This is a genomic window from Klebsiella scottii, assembly GCF_036561945.1.
Taxonomy (GTDB): Bacteria; Pseudomonadota; Gammaproteobacteria; order Enterobacterales; family Enterobacteriaceae; genus Klebsiella; species Klebsiella scottii.
In genome coordinates this window covers 497,415-520,228 of sequence record NZ_JARXNI010000020.1, presented here as the reverse complement: position 1 = coordinate 520,228, position 22,814 = coordinate 497,415, and the positions used below count along the sequence as shown (strand labels likewise).

19 protein-coding genes are annotated in these 22,814 nt (G+C 38.0%); all 19 read right to left on the bottom strand.

From position 1 onward, the window contains the following. Positions 1 to 168 precede the first annotated feature (168 nt). The 19 genes from rfbD to QFI97_RS10055 all read right to left on the bottom strand — a co-directional run bounded on the left by rfbD (position 169) and on the right by QFI97_RS10055 (position 22,477). Positions 169 to 1,023 carry a dTDP-4-dehydrorhamnose reductase gene (rfbD, locus tag QFI97_RS10145; RefSeq protein ID WP_346431064.1) on the bottom strand — a complete coding sequence of 285 codons (855 nt, stop codon included), beginning with the start codon at positions 1,021 to 1,023 and terminating at the stop codon, positions 169 to 171. Next, complete coding sequence (rfbC, locus tag QFI97_RS10140; RefSeq protein WP_346431063.1) at positions 1,020 to 1,556, bottom strand: dTDP-4-dehydrorhamnose 3,5-epimerase; 537 nt, start codon at positions 1,554 to 1,556, stop codon at positions 1,020 to 1,022. Before rfbC ends, rfbD begins: the two co-directional genes overlap by 4 nt. Before the next feature lies 1 nt (position 1,557). Further along, on the bottom strand, positions 1,558 to 2,427 hold the full coding sequence (rfbA, locus tag QFI97_RS10135; RefSeq protein WP_346431062.1) for a glucose-1-phosphate thymidylyltransferase RfbA: 870 nt from the start codon (positions 2,425 to 2,427) through the stop codon (positions 1,558 to 1,560). A gap of 22 nt (positions 2,428 to 2,449) precedes the next feature. After that, the gene (rfbB, locus tag QFI97_RS10130) at positions 2,450 to 3,514 is read right to left on the bottom strand and encodes a dTDP-glucose 4,6-dehydratase (RefSeq protein ID WP_346431061.1); all 1,065 of its coding nucleotides are present in this window, start codon (positions 3,512 to 3,514) and stop codon (positions 2,450 to 2,452) included. Between the two features lie 55 nt (positions 3,515 to 3,569). Continuing rightward, entirely contained in the window at positions 3,570 to 4,418 is an 849-nt protein-coding gene (locus QFI97_RS10125) for a glycosyltransferase family 2 protein (RefSeq protein WP_346431060.1), read from the bottom strand. Positions 4,419 to 4,467: 49 nt separating this feature from the next. Next, positions 4,468 to 5,628 carry a polysaccharide pyruvyl transferase family protein gene (locus QFI97_RS10120; RefSeq protein ID WP_346431059.1) on the bottom strand — a complete coding sequence of 387 codons (1,161 nt, stop codon included), beginning with the start codon at positions 5,626 to 5,628 and terminating at the stop codon, positions 4,468 to 4,470. A gap of 8 nt (positions 5,629 to 5,636) precedes the next feature. After that, positions 5,637 to 6,953, bottom strand: coding sequence for a flippase (locus tag QFI97_RS10115; RefSeq protein ID WP_346431058.1), 1,317 nt, complete (start codon positions 6,951 to 6,953; stop codon positions 5,637 to 5,639). 55 nt (positions 6,954 to 7,008) lie between these two features. After that, positions 7,009 to 8,406 carry an undecaprenyl-phosphate glucose phosphotransferase gene (wcaJ, locus tag QFI97_RS10110; RefSeq protein ID WP_346431057.1) on the bottom strand — a complete coding sequence of 466 codons (1,398 nt, stop codon included), beginning with the start codon at positions 8,404 to 8,406 and terminating at the stop codon, positions 7,009 to 7,011. A 96-nt stretch (positions 8,407 to 8,502) separates the two neighbouring features. Then, the gene (locus QFI97_RS10105) at positions 8,503 to 9,657 is read right to left on the bottom strand and encodes a glycosyltransferase family 4 protein (protein WP_346431056.1); all 1,155 of its coding nucleotides are present in this window, start codon (positions 9,655 to 9,657) and stop codon (positions 8,503 to 8,505) included. 101 nt (positions 9,658 to 9,758) lie between these two features. Next, entirely contained in the window at positions 9,759 to 11,135 is a 1,377-nt protein-coding gene (gene cpsG, locus QFI97_RS10100) for a phosphomannomutase CpsG (protein ID WP_346431055.1), read from the bottom strand. Positions 11,136 to 11,151: 16 nt separating this feature from the next. Continuing rightward, a complete protein-coding gene (locus QFI97_RS10095) occupies positions 11,152 to 12,570 on the bottom strand; it encodes a mannose-1-phosphate guanylyltransferase/mannose-6-phosphate isomerase (protein WP_346431054.1) in 1,419 nt (472 codons plus the stop codon). A gap of 70 nt (positions 12,571 to 12,640) precedes the next feature. Continuing rightward, positions 12,641 to 13,672 carry a cellulase family glycosylhydrolase gene (locus tag QFI97_RS10090; RefSeq protein WP_346431053.1) on the bottom strand — a complete coding sequence of 344 codons (1,032 nt, stop codon included), beginning with the start codon at positions 13,670 to 13,672 and terminating at the stop codon, positions 12,641 to 12,643. After that, positions 13,669 to 14,682 (bottom strand): glycosyltransferase family 4 protein, encoded by a 1,014-nt coding sequence (locus QFI97_RS10085; protein ID WP_346431052.1) that lies wholly within the window; start codon positions 14,680 to 14,682, stop codon positions 13,669 to 13,671. Before QFI97_RS10085 ends, QFI97_RS10090 begins: the two co-directional genes overlap by 4 nt. A 24-nt stretch (positions 14,683 to 14,706) precedes the next feature. Next, entirely contained in the window at positions 14,707 to 15,918 is a 1,212-nt protein-coding gene (locus QFI97_RS10080; RefSeq protein ID WP_346431051.1) for a hypothetical protein, read from the bottom strand. Positions 15,919 to 15,930: 12 nt separating this feature from the next. Beyond that, positions 15,931 to 17,073, bottom strand: a complete 1,143-nt coding sequence (locus tag QFI97_RS10075; protein WP_346431050.1) for a glycosyltransferase family 4 protein — start codon at positions 17,071 to 17,073, stop codon at positions 15,931 to 15,933. An 85-nt stretch (positions 17,074 to 17,158) separates the two neighbouring features. Continuing rightward, positions 17,159 to 19,330 (bottom strand): polysaccharide biosynthesis tyrosine autokinase, encoded by a 2,172-nt coding sequence (locus QFI97_RS10070; RefSeq protein ID WP_346431049.1) that lies wholly within the window; start codon positions 19,328 to 19,330, stop codon positions 17,159 to 17,161. Between the two features lie 17 nt (positions 19,331 to 19,347). Continuing rightward, a complete protein-coding gene (locus tag QFI97_RS10065) occupies positions 19,348 to 19,782 on the bottom strand; it encodes an arsenate reductase/protein-tyrosine-phosphatase family protein (protein WP_346431048.1) in 435 nt (144 codons plus the stop codon). 2 nt (positions 19,783 to 19,784) lie between these two features. Continuing rightward, on the bottom strand, positions 19,785 to 20,921 hold the full coding sequence (locus QFI97_RS10060) for a polysaccharide export protein (RefSeq protein ID WP_346431047.1): 1,137 nt from the start codon (positions 20,919 to 20,921) through the stop codon (positions 19,785 to 19,787). Positions 20,922 to 21,043: 122 nt separating this feature from the next. Continuing rightward, complete coding sequence (locus tag QFI97_RS10055; RefSeq protein WP_346431046.1) at positions 21,044 to 22,477, bottom strand: capsule assembly Wzi family protein; 1,434 nt, start codon at positions 22,475 to 22,477, stop codon at positions 21,044 to 21,046. Positions 22,478 to 22,814 lie beyond the last annotated feature (337 nt).

Sequence of the window (22,814 nt, the reverse complement as noted above, 5' to 3'; positions counted from 1 at the left end):
ATTGCAATACCTGAGCCTTGTATATACTTCAATTCAAGCTCGTGAAAGATATAACTAATTGATTAGCGACTAGACAAATCACTGAAACACGCCGAGAATAGGTATACCAACTCAAAGTGAGCATATCATCAATCAATAGCAAGATTTGTACAACTCAATTAAATTAAGTTATAGCTTTGCTATCACATCACTAATGGCAAGCCGCCAATTAGATGGTGAAATACCAATCTTTTGAATTTTAGTGGTATCAAGAGTTGAAAATACAGGTCTTTTAGCAGGTGTAGGATAAAGTTCTGTCGCGATTGCATTAAGTTCTGGGATTTTACTCAGTTTCCCTGCATCTTTTGCTGAACCGAAAATTTCCTGTGCAAATTCAAACCATGAAACCTCATTATCACCACAGTAGTGATAAATCCCACCATCGGCCTGAGCATTGATTAGCTCGATGATTGCATCCGCAATATCTCCAGCATATGTAGGACAACCACGTTGATCACTAACAATCCCTAAGCTATTACGCTCATGTCCAAGACGTAGCATAGTCTTTAGGAAGTTATGACCATACTCACTAAACACCCATGCAGTACGCACAATGATAGATTGTGGTAGAACATTAATCACCGCCCTCTCACCATCAAGCTTTGTTTTTCCATATATGCCAAGCGGGTTAGTCTGATCCTTCTCCGTATAGGGAACAGTAGCATTACCATCAAAAACATAATCAGTAGAAACATGAATAAGTCGAGAATTATATTTTTTTGCCGCAAACGCAAGATTCTCAGGACCACGATTATTCACTAAGTCAGCAAGCTCAACATCAGTTTCTGCTTTATCAACAGCAGTGTATGCTGCTGCATTAACGATGATGTTAGGCTGATAACTTTCAACTGCTGCCAAGACAGCATCATGCTTAGTAATATCAAGTTCGGAAGTATCTGTTGGCCAAACTTCCCATCCTTGAGGAAGACGGTCCTGAAAGCAATGACCAAGTTGCCCACTCGCACCAGTCAATAAGACTCTCATGAAAATAGTTCCTTAAGTGTCTTCCCTTGCTTATCTTTATCAGATAACAACGGATTGTCTATCGGCCATTTGATACCAATCTCAGGATCATTCCAGGAGAGGCAACCTTCATATGAAGGGCTATAATAATCAGTACATTTATACTCAAAATCAGCAATATCTGACAATACAACAAATCCATGAGCAAGACCCGGAGGTACCCAAAATTGAGTTTTATTTTCTTCTGAGAGAATCACACCTTCCCACTGACCAAACGTTGGTGATTCAGGGCGAATATCTACAGCAACATCAAATACAGTACCACGAACCACTCGAACTAATTTACCTTGCGGATTTTTATTCTGAAAGTGTAAGCCACGTAAGACACCTTGAGAAGAGCGAGAATGATTATCCTGAACAAATTCAAGATCAATATTTAGTAATTCTTGATAACGTTTTCTTTCAAATGTCTCAAGAAAAAAACCGCGAGCATCACCAAAAACTTTAGGTTGAATAATCTTGACGTCAGCAATTCGCGTTTCAATGATTTGCATATTAATTTTCCTCAGCCAACGCTCTCAAATATTGACCATACTGTGTCTTAGATAAAATTTTTGCTTGCGCAAGGACTGCTTCTTTAGATAACCATCCTTTTCTATAAGCAATTTCCTCAAGACAAGCAACTTTAAATCCTTGGCGTTGCTCAATTGTATGAATAAATTGAGATGCTTCAAGCAGACTTTCATGAGTGCCAGTATCAAGCCATGCGAACCCGCGGCCGAGTTTCTCAACATGCAAATTACCTCGCTCAAGATACATTTCATTAAGAGTTGTAATTTCAAGCTCGCCACGTTCAGACGGTTTCACTTTCTTGGCCATATCAACAACACTATTGTCATAGAAATATAAACCAGTAACCGCCCAATTAGATTTAGGTTTTACAGGTTTTTCCTCAAGCGAAATAGCACAATTTTCATCATCAAACTCTACAACGCCAAAACGTTCAGGATCCATAACTTGATAGCCAAATACTGTCGCACCTTCGGTACGCATTACAACATTTTCAAGTTTACGACCAAAGCTCTCACCAAAGTAAATATTATCGCCCAAGACTAAAGCACAAGAATCACCATCAATAAAGTCTTCGCCTATCAAGAAAGCCTGAGCCAATCCGTCAGGACTTGGTTGTATTGCATAACTGAATGTAATCCCAAATTGATTTCCATCCCCCAGTAAACGTTTGAAGGCAGGCATATCGTCAGGAGTTGAAATTATAAGAATGTCTCTGATACCAGCTAACATAAGAACTGAAATAGGATAATAAACCATCGGCTTATCGTAGATTGGCATTAACTGTTTAGATGTCCCTTGGGTCAGAGGATATAAACGTGTACCGGATCCTCCAGCTAAAACAATACCTTTCATTTTCAATTTTCCCTATTTGTAATTACTGAGAAATACCTAAGCGCTCACCTGTATAGGACCCATCTTTGACACGGCGCCACCAATCTACATTTGATAAATACCATTGCACAGTTTTGCGGATACCACTTTCAAATGTTTCTTGCGGTTTCCAACCTAATTCATTATCAATCTTTCTGGCATCTATAGCATAACGCATGTCATGTCCAGGACGGTCTTCAACATATGTAATTAAATCAGTATATTGGAGAACACCTTCAGGCTTAGTTGGTACTAATTCTTCAAGTAACTGGCAGATAGTATTAACAACTTCTATATTTTTTCGTTCGTTATGGCCCCCAATGTTGTAAGTTTCTCCAACCTTACCTTTGGTAACAACGGCGTAAAGTGCACGAGCATGATCTTCCACATACAACCAGTCACGAATTTGTCCACCGTCGCCATAAACTGGCAAAGATTTACCGTCAAGTGCATTTAAAATAATTAGCGGGATCAATTTTTCTGGGAAATGGTAAGGCCCATAATTATTTGAACAATTGGTAACGATGGTTGGTAAGCCATAGGTACGCAACCAAGCACGAACTAAATGATCGCTTGATGCTTTTGATGCAGAGTACGGACTACTTGGTGCATAAGAAGTCGTTTCAGTAAACAAATCATCTCCACCATGAAGATCGCCATAGACTTCATCTGTAGATATATGATGGAAGCGAAAAGCCTTTTTAGCAACGCTATCGAGTTTATTCCAGTACTCTCGTGCAGCCTCCAGCAAAGTATAGGTTCCGACAATATTGGTTTCGATAAATGCGGCAGGGCCATCAATTGAGCGATCGACATGGCTCTCAGCAGCCAAATGCATAACGGCATCAGGTTTATATTCACTGAAAAGATGGTCTAATGACTGACGGTCACAGATATTGATATTCTCGAATTGGTAACGAGGATGATCGGACACTGTATGAAGGGATTCTAAATTACCAGCATACGTCAAAGCATCAACAACAATAACTTCATTATCTGTTTCATTAATAATATATCTTACTACTGCAGAACCAATGAAGCCAGCACCACCAGTGATAATGAGTTTCATTTATTTTATTCCTATAAAAATCGTAAGTAAGAAATTGGATTTATAAATAATAATTTTATCTATTCCTGCATCTAGGGTGATTACCATGAATTAGTGCATCACACATAGTGTGAATATCACTAAACCTGAGATAAAGTACGTTTAGCAACATTCTTTTTCCGTATGATAACCAACCGCGGGCTGAAGGATAATGCCTTACAGTAATAGCAAAATCGATTAACCGTTCCTTACGTCGGAATGTACTTTCTTCACCTTCTGCTCGAGATAATGAATGAATTAATCGAGATGATGTTTTAAACTTAAAAACATCCCCTTGAGTAGAAAACAACCATATTCTGCGAAAAAAGCTTATATCAACACCATACAACGCATAGTGTTCATCAAATAGTTGAGTCGCCTTACTTTTAAAAATATCAACAACTCTCTTATCAATAATAAGGCCAGAGCCTATTGAATGAGTACATTGTGGATCAAACGTCCCTTCTCCTTCAACAACTTTCCCATAAGTCATTGGGTAATATATTTTACCATCAATTCGAGATATAATAAGAGGTAGTTGAACATCATATTCACAATCGTAGATAGCTTTAATAAATGAAGATGTCACTTCCGAATCATCATCAAAAATAATAAACTTATCAAAATGATTATACTCTTCAATGAAATCATTATAAATGACGCTCAAAGGTTTATTCGAAGTGCAATTGTTTAGCTTTAATTCTACATTTTTACATCTAGACTCAATAATTAAGTCAGAATCCAACTCTATTTTTTGGGGACCATTATTATGAATGACAACTGTAACATCCGAAATACCAGACAAAAGTAAAGACTTAATAGTGGTAGAATCATTTACTTTTTTATCATAAAGAACAATAACAAAAGCAACCTTTATTGGCATCATAATATCTCACAAAACCATTGTGTATGCATAGCATATTCCCGCATAACACTTACAATATATTAGCAATCTCATTGAGGCTTTCAGAAATAATCTTCTGAGTTTGAAGTGTTGCATATTTCAAGTCAGAGTCATCATTATCTTTCGAAAGAGAAAAAGCCTCTGTCATATTAAAAATAGAAATTGGTTTATTATATGGAGAAACACTCCATGTGTGTAAGAAAGATGTAATTTTCTCAATATTCTCATTAATAGAAAAATGAGGGACTATAAATGACATAGCAGTAATAACACCATGTAGACTTGTCCCAAAATACGCTTTTGATCTGGAAATTACAAACATAATCTCCCATACATTTAACTCTGAAAGAAGTATAAATTTATTATCAGCACAGCCGTTCACTTTTTCCAGAAAAATAGCATCATCGTGCCCACTAGCATATCCTATGGGTAGTAAGACAATATCAACAGAATGAGTATCAACAATACGCTCCAGTTCTTTTGCCATCTGAACAGCCGTAAAATCAACTTTATATGGACATGCCTGAACACTGATAAAGTTGTTGCCAATTTTGTCTCTAATTTCTTTTCTAACGACAGTACTGAAAAACTCATCATCGATAACAGCAGATGCCATTAGAACAGAATCAGGAACTAGCTTTGGATCACAGAAATTAGATAAATGCTTAAAAGTTCTGCCATCACGAGCCGATACATAATCAGCTGAGATGATATTTTTTTGCTCAGTGACTGCAGGATTACCACCTACAGTATTATATATAATCTTAACATTATTTTCAAAGTCATCTTTATTTGGAATATAAGGATAATCCCATACAGCATCGTAATTTCGGTGAGCAATATTATTTAGTAAGGTGGGAGATAGTTTCCTTATAAATCGTAATATTTTCGTGGCTAACAAGCTATCTTGAACGTGTGTATATAAGATACCAATATTTGCACCAAGTACCTCGCCACCTACGATAATTACTGAAGAACCATCTGGTGCATTTAAAAGCTCACGCATCGGAATAGTTGGCATACATTTATATTTTGACAAGTCAGATTTTTTTATAGAGGAAAATACAAATTCAATACTATCTATTTTCTCATAATGATACTTATAAAGAAACTTTTCTAGCAATATAGGCATGAGATTATCACCATAATTATATCTATCAAATGCACCATATAAAATAACTTGTCGCTTCATATAATATATCATCCTAAAATTGTCTTTTTAACTCGACGAATAGAACCAGGTAACCATAAAGATTTTGTTTTCTGGTAAAATGCAACTCTGGTTTTCGAACTCAAAGCATCAAAAAAATACCCAGCACAAGAATAAGCAATCAATGTTGCATAAACAGAACCTTTCGCACCAAACCTTGGTATTAAGATAAAATTAAGTATCACACCGATAATTAGCCCTAATATATTTCTATTTAGTGCATATTTTTGCAACCCTTCATTAATATACCAACGACCACTTGCAGAACTTAAGAAGTAAAACAAACTCACCCATGCGTAAATTTTAATCAACTCAGAAGCCTCGTAATAATGAGGCCCATAAAGAGTTACAATAATATAATCGGATATAAGCGTAATTAATATAGCCAGCATAACACCTATAATAACCAAAACATCATAGAGAAACTGTAACTTCTGGTTATACTTTTTATCGTCTATAGACTTTAACTTTATAATGTTTGGAAAAAGAGAGGATACAATTGCAACAGGAATAAAATACCATATTTCAACCATTTTCACAGCAACAGAATATATTCCAACTGCAGCATCCCCTATAATATTACCAATCATTATCTGGTCAATACGCATATATAACATTAATGCTACACCAGATAATACCAACGGCCAACTAATTGACAACAATCTCTTAGCCTCTAGGAAATCAAATTTCCATGCCAATGAATTTTTTTTCTTTTTATAAAAATAAAATAAAAGAACAGCCAGTAAAAAAGCCTCTAAACTAATTGTTGCAGCAATAGCTAAATAACTACCATTCAGATATATAACAAGCAACTTTGCCAATGAACTTATAAAAAAAGAAAAATTCTGAGCTAAGACAGTATATTTGGCAGATACAGTTGCTTCAAACCAGTATTTAATTATGTCGGAAGAACGTAGTAATACTGACGGTAACATGAATAAAACAGCCAGCATCAAGTCCCACTCATGTGGTCTTAACAGCATTACTGTGACAACTACAAGAATTGAAGCAAAAAAACTGCCAATGACCTGAAGAGAAAAGGATGTCCCCATAATGGTTGCATTATTCAGGTCACCTTTAACAATTTCCCGAACAACTACTCCATTCATGCCTAGCGAAGCAACGGCTGCATAAATCGCAATCATAGCATATGCATAATTAAACATCCCGAACTCTGCAGGGCCTAAGTACCGTGCGAGCCAGACACTTACAATAAATCCCATACCTAGACGCAAAACACTATCAGACATTAGCCAAATAATGTTGATAATAGATTTTTCCTTCAGAAGAAGTGAAAGCTTTTTCATTAAAGTTTTAACTCATAATGATTAATAAGCACGAATTCTATAAAAATAGAGCTTATCAATATGCCGATTTATTAACAAATCCTTTAAAAACAGTAAGGAAAATTATTTTTAGATCTAACCAAATACTCCAGCCTCTAATATAGAGTAGATCAAATTCGATCCTTTTTTCCATTTTTTCTAAAGTGTCTGTCTCACCTCGCCAACCATTAATCTGAGCCAGCCCAGTGATTCCTGGTTTAACTTTATGTCTGAGCATATATCCCTGAATAAGGGAGCGATATTGTTCATTATGTGCCACAGCATGAGGCCTAGGGCCAACAACAGACATCTGACCAAAGAGTACATTGAAAAACTGTGGTAGCTCATCTAGAGATGTGCTCCGTAAAAACTTCCCTACTTTAGTTATACGTAAATCGTTCTTAGTTGCCTGAACAACTTTATCATCATTTTCCATCACAGACATTGACCGAAACTTCCATACCTTAATGGGTTTACCATCCATTCCATAACGTATTTGACGGAAGATGACCGGGCCTGGAGATGTTAACTTAACAGCACAAGCAATGACCAGCAACACCGGCGAAATGAGAATAAGGATAACGGCAGAAACAATGATATCCTCAAGACGTTTGAATACCATGTTAATTCCATTCAATGGAGTATCGAATAATGGCACAACAGGTACACCATTTATTTCCTCAGTACGAGATTGCAGAATGTTAAAGGTAAATAGATCTGGGATAAGTAAGACTGAACAGGTTGTATCTGTAAGTTGACTGACGATTTCTTTTATCTTTACCTCATCCTTCATACTCAGAGCAATATAAATCCGATCCAGTTTTCCATCTCGTGCATCTTGAATTAATTGTGATAATGAACCAGCATAAGGAACACCATCATAATCACCTTCGGAATGATCATCATATATACCTTTAACAATGAATCCTAACCAAGGCTCTTCTAAGAACCCCTTTAGAAGGTTAACTCCTGTAGGTAATGAACCCACTACAGCCACATGTCGAGTGTTATAACCTAAGTTCCTAAGTATTCCGGAGCCAAGGCGTATTGCTGAACGACAGCAAACGAAACCAATCACAACAATAAAATACCATTCTATAAAAATTTTAAAACTTAGGTAAAGCTCTGGTAATAGTGACACTCCCCCTAGTGTAAGTAATAAACTCAAGGTCCAATTTTTTAAAATTAAAATCAACTCAGCAGATATTTTAACCCCACGCCATGAGCGGTAAAAATCTGTTATCCCACCAATCATCTGGAACATAACAAGTACAGTACATGAGATTAAAGCATGCTTGTATTCAAAAGGAAAACCATTAAAAAAACAAATCGCATATAATCCAAGAAAGATAATGATAATATCTGAAAAACGTTGAACCATTGATATAAGAGAAGCATTCGCGTTAGCTCGTGCTCGATGAGAAAAAGTTATCATGCTGGTATCACTCTGATTAACTGTAGGTTAACAGTTTAACGTATGAACGTATTGGCATTCTCAATTCATCCTCTACCATATTAAAAGATGAATTAATTAATACTCTATACTTTTATTCCCTTTAAATTCCAGCCATTTTTTCTCTATATAGTCTCGCATTTCGCTCTGGAATCTTTCATTTGAAAAACGTAATGTATTATTCCGGCAAGAAACAGGTAGGATGGAATCACAGATGCTTTCAAATTTATTAATTGCCGATACTATAGAATCAACATTTTGTTCGTCGAAAAATAAACCGGTAGGATTTTGAACTCCGTATGGGCGTATAGTTTCTAACGTACCGCCTTTGCCGAAAGCAATTACCGGAGTACCACATGCCTGAGCTTCTACAGGGGTAATACCAAAATCTTCTTCAGCTGCAAAGACAAATGCTTTTGCCTTTTGCATGTGCTCTTCCATAATATGATTAGGTTGATAACCTAGAATTTCAATATTTTTCCCTGCTTTAGATTTTATTTTTTCCATTTCCGCCCCGTCACCAATCACAATCAATTTTTTGTCTGGCATATAACTGAAGGCTTCAACAATCAGATCCACTCGTTTATAAGGGACAAGCCTAGAGGCAGTAAAATAATAATCAGACTTATCTTCACAAAGCTTAAATCGTTCTACATCAACTGGCGGATAAATAACATCAGAATTACGTCCGTAAACCTTTTTTACTCTACGAGCAATAAACTTCGAATTTGCAATAAAGTGATCGACACCGTTTGCGGTACGGTAATCCCATAGTCGCATTTTATGTAAGATCCATTTAGCAAGAAGGCCTTTAATTCCCTTATTTAAACCAGCTTCACGCAGATACTGATGCTGTAAATCCCATGCATATCGAATTGGAGAATGTATGTAGCTAATATGTAATTGGTCTGGGCCAGTCAAGACACCTTTCGCAACAGCATGACTACTGGAGAGAACCACATCATGAGATGATACATCTAATTGCTCAATGGCCAATGGCATAAAAGGCAAATACTTCTGATATTTTTTCTTAGCCAATGGAAACTTTTGTATAAAAGTTGTATTTGCTTGCTTACCTTGAAAATGCACTCTAGATTCATCGGATAGAAAATCAACAACAGAATACAATTCTGATTCAGGATAAAGGTCCACAAACTCTTTGATGACGCGCTCAGCACCTGCGTAGGTAACAAGCCAGTCAGCAACTATTCCAATATCGAAATCTCTAGTCATAATGTAACCTTTTTAATCCATGAACAAAATAATTCTTTATTAGGTATGAAATATATTCATTATAGTATTTATGCAGGTGAGAAACACACCTGCATAATATCCTATGATCTCAACAGAGCTAATATTTCTTGTGTTTTTGTAACCATCAGTTTAGCGTCTGCACGCGATTCAACATTTAACCGAATGACAGGTTCTGTATTGGAACTACGCAGATTGAAGCGCCAATTTTCATACTCAACACTGATACCATCAGTATGGTCAATCGACAATGCATTTTTTGCGTATTTTTCTAATACTTTATCAATCGCTTTCTTAGGATCTTTCAATGAGCTATTGATTTCACCTGATGCGGGATATGCATTCATCCTGTCGCCTACTAACTGGCTAAGAGACTTAGATTTAATACAAAGTAATTCAGCTACTAATAACCATGGGATCATTCCACTGTCACAATATGAAAAATCTCTGAAATAATGATGAGCACTCATTTCCCCACCGTAAATAGCATCCTCAGATCTCATTCTTTCTTTAATGAAAGCATGCCCTGTTTTTGACATCACAGGCACTCCTCCTGCTTTTTGCACAATATCTATTGTGTTCCAGCTAAGACGGGGATCATGAATAATACGTGATCCAGGATTTTTCTCAAGAAAGGCTTCTGCTAACAAACCAACTATGTAGTACCCTTCAATGAAATTTCCTTTTTCATCAAAAAGAAAGCATCTATCGAAATCACCATCAAAGGCAATACCAATATCTGCACTATTAGCTAGTACAGCATCAGTTGTGTCCTGACGACATTCAGGTAACAATGGATTTGGAATTCCATTGGGGAAATTACCATCTGGTTGATGATGGATTTTGACCAACTCGATAGGTAAATTAGCTTGTTTAAAACGAGCCTCAATAGCGTCAATCACATGACCAGCTGCGCCATTTCCTGAATTAATCAATAACTTGATTGGGCAATTAAAACTGTTTAGATCAACATATGAAAGTAATTTATCTACATAGGCATCAATAACAGTGATTTTTTTATAACTACCACGATTGTCGTCATTCACAGGAGGAAAATTATTTTCTTCTGCTAATCGCTGAACATCCCGAAGGCCTGTATCACCACTGATTGGTTTAGATTCTTCTCTAACTAGTTTCATGCCATTATAATCCATTGGATTATGACTTGCCGTAACTTCAATTCCCCCATCAACTTCCATGTAAGAAGTGGCAAAATAGATTTCCTCTGTACCACTTAACCCGATATCAAGAACATCGGTTCCCGCATCCTGTAAACCTCTGGCTACCGATAATTTCAGAGACTCACTCGTTAAACGAACATCCCCCCCCAGAATAATTTTTTTCGGCTTAAGGTATTCCCCATAAGCACGACCAATACGATATGCTATATCCTCATTAAGCTCTTCACCCAATTTGCCACGGATGTCATATGCTTTGAAGCAAGTCAATGTGCTCGACATGATTATGTCCTTCTAATTAACAATTACCATAGTGATCTTTCAAACGAATAATGTCATCTTCACCAAGATAGGATCCAGATTCGATTTCGAGTAATTCTAAAGGTATTTTCCCTGGATTTTCTAACATATGAGTTGTACCAGCAGGAATAAAAGTTGATTGATTTTCAGTCAGAAGAATTATTTTCCCATCTATGGTGACTTCTGCAGTACCAGATAAAATGACCCAATGCTCAGCACGATGTAAATGCTTTTGTAACGAGAACTTCCCGCCAGGCTTGACTGTCAAACGATTAATATTATATCGCGGCTGACTTACGATTTTATCGTGATGACCCCATGGGCGATAAGATTCACGGTGTAACCTGTATTCACGCCTATCACTTGATTTTAAATATTCAACAACTTTTTTTACGTCCTGTACTCCAGATTTGTTAATAACTAAAACTGCATCTTTAGTATTAACAATAACTAGATTTTCAACACCTATTGCTGCAACTAGTTTTTCATCAGTATTAATATAACAGTTAGATGTGTTATACGTAAATATGTCACCAGCTAATGAATTATCATTTTGGTCTTTTTCATTAACTTCCCATAATGCGGACCAAGAACCTACATCATTCCATCCTGCATCTAAAGGAATTACAACTCCATCACTAGTTTTTTCCATCACAGCATAGTCAATAGATTCATCCGGACACGAAAAAAACGCCTCCTTATTGATCCGAATAAAATCTGCTATAGTATCGTATTTGATCGAAGCTATTGACTTTTCACATGCAGCAAGTATATCTGGTCTGAATTTTGACAATTCATCTAAATACCTGCTAGCCCTAAATAGGAACATACCACTGTTCCAATAATACTCGCCACTAGTCAAATACGCTTTTGCTGTTTCAATGTTTGGCTTTTCTACAAAACGACTAACTGCATATGCGGCTATTTTTCCTGATTGGGACTCACCACGGTGGATATACCCATAACCAGTTTCAGGACCTGTAGCGACAATACCAAATGTGACTAGTTTTCCTTGTTCCGCAAAAATAACTGCCTCATTGACTGCTTTATGGAATATAGCAGTATTTTCTATCACATGGTCTGCAGCAAGAACTAGCAATAGGGGATCTTCACCATTTTTAATAGCAGTCAACGCTGCTAAAGCAATTGCTGGTGCGGTATTGCGTCCAATTGGCTCAAGAATTATATTACTTGTAAGTTGATTAATTTGCCGTAACTGTTCTGCAGCCAAAAAACGATGTTGTTCATTGCAAATAAGAACAGGTGCGGAGACACCTAAGCCCTCGAGCCGTGTAATAGTTTCTTGCAACATTGAGTATTTACTATTTAGACGTAAAAACTGTTTAGGATATAATTCCCTTGACATTGGCCATAAACGACTACCTGTGCCACCTGCCATAATTACTGGGAGGATCATAATACAACCTCGTTGATTCCAATTAGATTTAAAGGTTCTGACATTGAAGCGAAATTTACTTTACTGGGAATCATCTACTCGTATTTTTAATTTCCAATGCAGACTTTTTAGGCGTCAGGTTTTTTGAAAAAAAGCCAAAATTATGTTCCCTCTTAAAGGGGTCATCGCCATCATTAATAAGGTCATACCACCAAAGACCTTTTATATATTTTCTCTTTCGTGCTTCTTTAGTATATTCTTTAATGTAGGCTGCTGACTCCTCTATGCTTAATCCACCAGGACCATTGTAATTTGTAACTCCGGTCTCCGTTATATATACATCAATATCTTTACCTGCTATTTTGGAGAAATAGCTATGGAATTTGTCTAGATATTCTAAATTCCCGATTGGTGTCCTTAGGTTTTTATCACGGTTTAAATATGAATACGTATGGAGTGAAACTCCATCAATGTAGTTCATCATTCCTAAACTCACCAATTTCTTAAACCATTCCCAATCTGTTAGTTCAATATATCTGGCACGTTGCTCTAATGGGTTTATGGACCCCGCAATTATTACTGCGTTAGGATCAACTTTTCTAATCTCTTCACTTGTTTTCTTGACAAGTTCAAAATAAACATCAGCTGGTGGTATTTCATCTCTGAACTTTACCATCCCTGTGCCTAGCGTCCATTCATTCCAAATTTCGTAATATTTCACTTTCCCTTTAAATCTTTCCGCTGTCCAAGCAGCATATTTAGAAAATGCGGCTATAGACTCAGAATCAGAAGGATAATGTCCTGAATTATATAAAGCATTACCATAATCTAATATAACAACAGGATTCAGATTATATTTCATTCCATTTTGAATAGCGAAATCTGTTTTTTCTAAATTCTTCGATACGCTATAAACCCCTGGGGATGATTCAATTTTTGACCATGAATAATCATCGCGGAAGGAAGTAAAACCATACTTTTTTAGTATATCCAAATAGACAGTTGGGGGATTCTTATATGATTGAAAATGTGTCCCTATACCTAGTTCAATACTATTGGCCGGGGCTGTAAGCAAAGAACTGACACAGAAAACAATGGGCAGTATATGTCTTATGATATTCATAATCTACCTTTGATATCTGATGATCTATATATAGAATCCTCTAGGCCATTTTTTATTCTTTCAACTGTATTTTCCCAGGAGAACATTTTGGCACGTTCCAGTCCTTTCTCGACTAGTTTATTACATAGCTCAGGATTGCAGTTTAAAGATTCAATGGCCTCCTTAATTTCATCAACATTAAGTGGGTTGACTAGAATGGCAGCGTCTCCTGAAACCTCAGGTAGGGAAGTTGTATTAGAAGTAATGACGGGAGTTCCACAAGCCATTGCTTCAATAACAGGCAACCCAAAGCCCTCATATAAGGATGGGAACAACAGCATCCGGGCCCCTTTATACAGAGAGGCTAGTTTATTATTATCTAGTCTCCCCATGAAGAAAACACGATCTTGTAAATGCTGATTCTTAATATAGGAATCCAGTTCTTCTGATTGCTCGCCAGTAAAATATAAATTTATATCCTTTGCTAAGTTTGCATTGGAAAATGCTTCAAGTGCGCGTAATTCATTCTTATGTCGTTTTCTATTACCGACGACAAGAATATAATTTCCTTCATGTGGTTCGATATTAGAATGGAATTCAGCAGATACACCATTACCGACAACATCAACTTGCGATGACGGAATATCAGCCCATTCGCATATTCTTTTTTTAGAAAATTCTGAAACAGTAAAAATTTTACACGATTTACGGCATGCTCTTTTGAGAACGAATCTATAATATATTTTTTTCAAAAAACTAGTGTTATGATCAACATCAATATGGTTTAAATCATGAACCGTTAAAATCGTCTTTTTAAGGAAAAATAGCGGCGCATTATAGCCCGGAGAGAAATATATTCCGCTATGAAAAGCGACATACAAAGTCGTAAAAAAAATATCAGCAGGACTACTAGGCTTAATGCGGCTATTGATTCGAATAAAATCAGGGTTTCGCTTTTCTATTTCACGAGCAAATCTTCCTATTCCGTGTTCTCCACCCCAGCGAGAATCGAAGTTCACTTTTTCTTTCATTTTTTTACTCTTTGATAAATTTAACTAATAAATATTTTTATAAGCACGCGAGTTGAATATCATCCCCAAAGCGAGCCCCATCAATGGATATTCTGGAGTTGTCATCGATATTCCAAATAAACAAAGCACTATTAATGTCATTGATAAAAATCGTGGGATAGCAGAGTTATTCAAGATACTAGCCTGATAATTCCCCCACGCTAATAATATAAAGCCAAGAATAAAGCCCCCCGTACCAATTATATACAGATACATACTATCACCGGGGTTGTAAGCGCCACTTCCAAGCTTAGAACCAACACCCAATGTTCCTAACCCACCGCCAAACAGTAGATTGCCATTATTCATGATAGCAGCAACTCCATCCGGCCAAGTAGCAGTTAAGCGAGCATTCAATGAGCCTAATAACATTACGCTCATAGGGTCATCATTAAGTGCAAAGGAATAGTTTGTTGAAACAATTGTAAAAATTGTAGCTAAGATAGAGAATAATAAAGTCCCCCTCCACAAAAGCTTTACAGGAAGAACTTTCATAAACAGATATAGAAGTAATATAACGTGTAAGGCAAATGTAGTTTTAGATATAGTTATAATTGATACGGCCATGCTTAGCAGGAAAAAACAAAGAACAGCCAACTTACTTCTTGTTGAAGCTACTATATATAATAACAAAATGAAGACATTAGCTGATGCTTGTAATGAACTTTTAAAAAAACCGGCATAGCGAGTGTACCCTCCGGTAGTACCCATTTCAGCTGATGATACATCCATACCAGCAATTTGATATGAAACATCATACCATGGATAATTAACTAGAATATTAAAGAACACCCCCATACATGATAGAAGGAAAACAAAAGAAACAACGTTATTAGTATTATTATTTTTCACACTTTCGAATATAATTCTTGCTGCATGATATCCTAAAAAAATCGGGATAATTCCCCACAACCCAACAAACAAAGGGACTGGCTCTGAGTTTACAAGCCCAACGAGTAGAATATACCCCATCGTCAATACAGCAATGAGCCCATTAGTTGTTACTTTCTTTTTGTATATAACCTGAAATATAGAAACTATTTGAGTCAATAGTATCAATACTTTAGGTAACGAAAAAAAAACCTCGGCACCGACCATATGGAAGAGCCACCGCAAAGGACCAGCAAAAAATTCGAAAATCAGAAATAGAAAAAGAGATAATTTTATAAGTCTATCTTCTAAAATGTTTAATGTCATGTTGCAATCCGATTAATTATAGACTTTTAAATATGCATTAGCGATCTCCGCAGGCTCAAAGATTTTCACCCCTGAATTATCTGTCGATATACCTTCATACTTCAGCATTATTTCGGGAAAATTCTTCTCAATGGAGGTAGTAACAATAACATTTCCAAATATCTTTCCTAGCTCAGGCATCGAACCAACTGGTGTCGTTAATACTAACTTACCAGATAATGCACATTCCACAACCGTCCGCCCAAATGGTTCATTCCATTTGATGGGTAAAATAACGACATCCACGTTATCCAGAAAATCATTTAATGGCATATACCCTGGAATTGATACGTTACTATTATTAGCCATATTTTTTAACGAATCATTATCGCCTGAATTAGAGAAACTACCGGCGGCTATGAAACTGTACTTAGAGTTATCTTTATATTTACGTGAGAGTCGGCAAAATTCGTCGAACCCCTTTTCAATCGAGAGTCTCCCGATAAATCCAACTCGAATTATCCCCTCCGTATTTTTTCTTGATTTTATCCGGGAGACAGAATTGTAAATAACTACGCTGTCTACCTCCGTGAAAAAACCAGAAGCTTGATGCAACGATAGAATAAAATTACTGATACCAATATAATGGTCTACCTTTCGACTTTTTATTTTTTTTATAAAAGACCAAAAAATAACACTGGTATCTTTTGTGGACATAATAGTACCATTCTTGAAAAGAGTACTATTTGGATGAAATAGGTAGTAGTCTCTTGATGTATGTACTAGCTTCACCTTTGTTTTTTTTACTGCATCCCAAATAGATACAGAAAAACCGCTCAAGTTATTTGTATGAACAACGTCGGGTGAGAAATCATTTATTTCTTTGGTAGCATTTTCTCTCATCACGAAGTTATAACAATCGATTATATGCCATATAATTTTTTTTATTCTTGAAGTTACTTTATAATTAAAAGGCCAATAAATATTTTTTAATGGTAGATAAACGACTTCAACCTCATTTATCATTTTTACTTTCCGTTCCTTATGTTCATGAAGAGTTATGACTCTTACTTTATGGCCTTGTTTCACCAATTCTTCCGCAAGTAACTGAACTGACACTTCTGCGCCACCAATTCGATAAGGATAATAGAGTGAATTAAAAATCATTATTTTCATGAACGAAACCTTTAAATCAACAAAGCATTTATTTAACATACATAATAAATGCTCTACCAGGATCTACCTTGGCAGAGCATTTATATCACTCTGACTTATCTGTATACGAATAGCCGTAATGGTTATATCCATATCCATAATAGCTGCTTGCTTTTTTGACTATACCATTCAAAATACAACCTTTCACTGATATACCACTTTGCTCAAAACGTTTGATACTGACGTCAATTTCTTTTGCCGTATTTAACTCAAAACGAGCGACCAATAATGTTGTTCCGGCATAGTGACCTATAATAGCGGCATCTGTCACAGCAAGAATCGGTGGAGTATCTATTATGACTAGATCATAATTTTTACCAGCCCAATTTATTAAATCTCCAAAACGTTGATGCATCAATAATTCAGCCGGATTCGGAGGGGCCATCCCTCTCGATAAAAAATCAAATCCAGGACCTTCAAGACTCTTAACAGATTTTTCAATGTCCGATTTTCCAGAAAGAATCTCAGATATGCCATTCTCATTGTTTACATTAAATAACTTATGTGTATATCCTTTCCGTAAGTCAGCATCTATAAATAATACTTTTTTCCCTGTCTGAGCAATTATTGCCGCAAGATTTGAACTAACAAAAGTTTTCCCCGCATTTGGACTCGCACCAGAAATCATTAAAACGTTATTTCTAGCTTCCATCATTGCGAAATGCAAACTTGTCCGAAGCCCTCGAATCGATTCGATAGCTAGATCAGCCGGATTTTCAACTGCAAGAAAATTTTGATATTCTGATTCCTGTCTTTTCTTTTTGCTCCAACCAGAATTTTGGAGCATCTTTTTCGCAAAGTTTTCCGATATAGGTATACTAGCATATACACTGATTCCAAGTTCCTCTAACTGCTCAGGTGATTCAATACCTCTCCGCAGTAGAACTCTCATAAACACCAAACCTGCAGAGATAATAACCCCAAAAACAAGACCAATCAAAACGACAAGTATTTTTTTTGGCTGTACGGGTTTTGGCTGAGTTACAGCACTATCAATTATGCGGACATTACCAATTGCACTTGATTTGGCTATACTTAACTCTTGTTGTCTATTCAAAAGTTGCATATAGACAGCACGACCAGATTCTACATCACGACTTAAGCGTAATACTTCTTGTTGTGTTTCAGGCATTGCTGATACGCGTTTATTGAATTTCCCCCTTTCCTCTTGAAGAGTTTTTCTTTTTTCTATCAATGCCTTATATGTAGGATGTTCTTTGGTGTACAACTGTGCAACCTCAGATTCCTTTATTGTTAATTCGTTCAATTGATTATCAACATTAACAATTTGATCTAATACTGATTTGGCTTCAAGCGATAAATCTACAGAATCTTTTTGCTGTCTGTATTTATTTAATTTATCCTCTGCTATATCTAGGTCGTGGCGTACCTCCGGTAACTGCTTATCAAGAAACTCAAGACTCTTGGCATCCTGAGCAGCCTGACGATTTATATTTTGGATTAAATAATTATGGCTAACACTATCAACAATTTCTTTAATTAATACAGGATCATCGCCAGTCAATGATAAAGCAAGCATCCCTGTATCTTTCCCTTGATCTGTAACACTAAACGCTTCCCGTAGGTCATTAATAGCTTTTAATCTAGTCACATATGCGAGAGAAAAATCTGAACCGGGCTCAGCATTAATGCTATCGACCTTAAGCGATAACTCTTTTTTCTGTAATAACTCACCAACAACTCCAGTATATTCAAAATTATCACCAGTGACTTTATATACTTTATCGTTAACGACACTTAACTCAATTGTAGGAACATCATCATCTTTCTTTTCTATATACAACTTAGAAACAGATATTGTACCGGAATCACCTCCAGTCAATCTTACCCAGCCGCGCCCAAATATAGGAAAAAATTTTTGTTTCACTCTGACTTGTAAGTTTAGGTCATCCACAGTCTTACCTAATACCATACGAGACTGTAATAACGTAATTTCAGGTGCAGACTGAGGCTGGCTATCAGGCAACATTTGACTTAAATTGCTTAATATTGCATTGGCTTGTTTTTGCTCGACCTGAATCAATGCATCTGCCTGATAAACAGGGGTCGCGAATAGTGCATAAATTAATGCCAGCAACGTGAACAATGCAGTGACGGAGATAATTAGTTTTCTATGGTCAATAAGTTCGCCGATCAAACGACTCAGATCAACTTCATCTGAATCTTTTGTAGTGGATTTATGTGTAACTGATGACATGCATTAATTCCCAATAATTAGATGCCTAACTTTTTTACCCAACGCTGTCCTGATTCTTCAATCAGCTGATAGATCGAGGTGAATGCCTCTTCACTCTTTCTATATGGATCTGGAATTTCACGTTGATTTAACCAATGCCCAAACAACATTGCTTTCCCTCTGACCTCGGGAGCTATTCTACCTATTTGTTCAATATGTGCTTTTTCCATTACAAGAATTAGATCATACTGTCTCGCCAAAGCGGAAGTAAGTTGTCGCCCTCGATGGCCTTCTAATGAAATATCATGCAGAGAAGCAATTTTGATTGCACTTTCATCCGCCGGATGACCGACTAACGCACCTGTACCAGCCGAGTCTATTTTCTTTCCGGGCATTGCTTTTCTTAAAAACCGTTCACCAATTGGGGAACGGCAAATATTACCAGTACAAACAACTAAAATTGAATCAAACATAATTATTGCCAATTTCTAATGTAACGTACAGCTTCCGTCATATCATGAACACCGGTAATCGTTGGAACGAGCTGAGAAACAACACGATTCCAGCGAACCAGAGGAGCTGTAGTAACATATACGATGTCATAAGGATGTAACTGGAACTCCGTTCCCAGAACCATTGCTGAAGCATCCTGCGCATTTAATTGATAAATATTTGCGATCTTACCTTGTTTATCGCCTTTCAACTGACGAACAACAAAGATTCCTGTTGCATCGCTCATTGACTGAGATATACCTTCAGCGTTACCCAAAGCTTCAGCAAGCGTCATACCACTGCGATCCATCTTCATAGTACTCTGTTTGCCCACTTCACCCATCACGAACACTTTCAGATCGTCATTACGGGGGACAAACAGAATATCCCCAGGATACAGTAGACGATTCTGTGTTAAATCACCCTTCTGCATTAATGCATACAAAGAAATTTTAGTATCTTTACCATTATGCGTCAGTACTACATTACGCCAGTCTGCATTAGCTGCCAATCCACCCGCAGCATTAATCGCATCCATAACGGTCAGCGGAATATTAGTAATCGCCTGCTTGCCTGAGTTCGTCACTTCACCGGTAACATAAACTTTTTGCGATCTAAATGCAGCGATACTCACATCAACTTGAGGGCTTTCAATATAGGTGGTAAGGCGACTTGCAATTTCCTGGCGCACCTGACTCAGCGTTTTACCCGTGACCTGGACCTTACCAATATACGGATAGAAGATTGTTCCATCCGCATTTACCCAGTTGCCAGTATCGCTAGCGCTACGGTACTGGCCAGCAGGTGTTGTTAACTCAGGGTGATCCCACACGGTTACCATTAAAACATCACCCACCCCAATACGATACTCATAACTTTTCAGTAAATTATCTAACTGGGGATTGGACTGGGCCATCACAGTTTCCGGACGTAACATATCGATTAAGCCTGGTGTCAGCGGATAAACGTTAACCAGCTTATCCAGATCGTAATCGCTATCCGGTAGTTCAACCACATTCTTGCGCAGACTATTTAATCCCTGGCCTGGAATAATGGTACAACCCGTTAAAAACCCAATTGCCAATGCTAATGCCGAAAATCTAACAATTTTTTTCTTCATAATGTCACATCATCAGTAAACCAAAATTTGCCAATTCCTGAGCTGCTATCCATCCGCCAGTTTGTTGTCACCTGACTTAGGAAGAGAGCGTCACTTTCTCTTCGATACTCGCAGCAGTCAGCCTATAAACTAAACGGTATTTCAATCCCTGCGCTGGCCCCGACATCATCGCTATCGCTATGGTTTGCGTCGGTATACCATAATGAAGTATTCAATCGTACTGTTTTATACACGTCTCCGCTCCATCCTAACTGTATGCCTTTCAATGTATCGGAGTGCGGGAACGCCTTATTAATTGATTGATTCTCGGGATTTACCTTAGCGAAGACTAAACGTGTACTCCAGCGCTGATTGTCTTCCGTGACTAGTTCGACTTTACCAGCAAACAGCTGTCCGTCTCCCCCCATTGCGTCTCCTAGCGGATAGCCCTGCTGATAGTAGCCATCTTTATAAATATGATGAGTATACGTATAATTTGTACGACTCATATTGCTACGGGTATCGTGCGCTTCCACATACCAGTTAATTGCATCTTTACCCCAGCCGTGATGCCCTTCAACTCCTCCGAGGAACATATTGGCAGAAGGAAGACCGCCGGCTTCATCCTCACCGATCATCTGCCCGTACAGACTTACCGGCCATCCGAGAGTTGGCTCAAGCTTAAATTTAAAATCAAACCCCGCCAGTTGGTTACCCGGTTCATTGGCCGTACCGGTATTATCCTGCCCGGTGAAGCCATCCCAGAAGCTGCTGAAAGACTGCGGCCGCCCTTCCCCCCCCCACTGCATAATGCGTGATGCGCCCAGTTCAAGAGACTGGAATGGCGTGAAGGTCAAGCGTCCACCGATAATCTTGGTATGCGGCACTGCGGTATATTGATCCATCTGGCTGGCAGAGATCTGATACTGCCATGGGCCAATCCAGCGCAGCCACCAGGTTTCCGGCGCGGCCTGCTCGGCACGCTGCATTAAAAATCCGGTCATCGGCCTGGCAGCGTCGCCGCGGATCAGGCTACCCTCATAACCCGGCCCCCACCACTGCGGCACCTGGCCAAACGACAGCCACTGGTTCCAAAACTTCACGGCGCCATAGGCGCCATTCGCATTAAAGCGCGAGCCATTGCTGATTCGCTCCCCGCCTTCCACATTCCCCTGGAGATGAACATCCCACCACTCACCGCTGTTATTGAAGGCCAGCGATAGCGAATTATCTGCCGCTTGGCCTTGGCCAAAACCCTGCGGTGTCCCGGGCCGATCGGTGGAGGTATAGCCGCTGACGCGGAAATCAGCTTTCAGGGAAGAAAGGCGTTGGTTAATACGTGCCAGGACAACTTGTTCAGATGAGTATGAAGGTTTTGCCTTCTTCAATGCGCGGGTAATCTCTTCCTGGCTCAGCGGCCAGGTTGAAAGGCTTAGCCGGATAACGCCTCGGTCGGATAACCACGACAGATCGTTTCGCAGCTCATTATCATTGGTTACCAGACCAGAAGCAAAAACCGGCGAGCTCACCGAGGTAAGCAGCCCGAGAGCAAGTGCTATACGCGCAATTTTCATCATTATACAAGATCCATTTTTTAGCCCCACCAGCAAACAAACACGGTTGCGGGGAATGTAGGTATTGAGAGCGTACTCTGACGCCAGCCTTCAGTATGTTTGTGCCACATCTATACTGCAGCAACGATCACTGGGGAGCGATATAGAGGATTACCGCTAAAACGTTGCCGCCTCAGCGGTTGATAATCGTTCATATCGCATATAATGCAAGCAAAAAAAAGCGCGTAGCGCTATCTGGAACTATTCTTTTATGTGTTTGGTTCTGACTGACATGTCGTTGCAGACTGCAACTGGCGCTCTTTGAAAGCGACTCAGTATATCCAGGTAGTCAGGATATTCA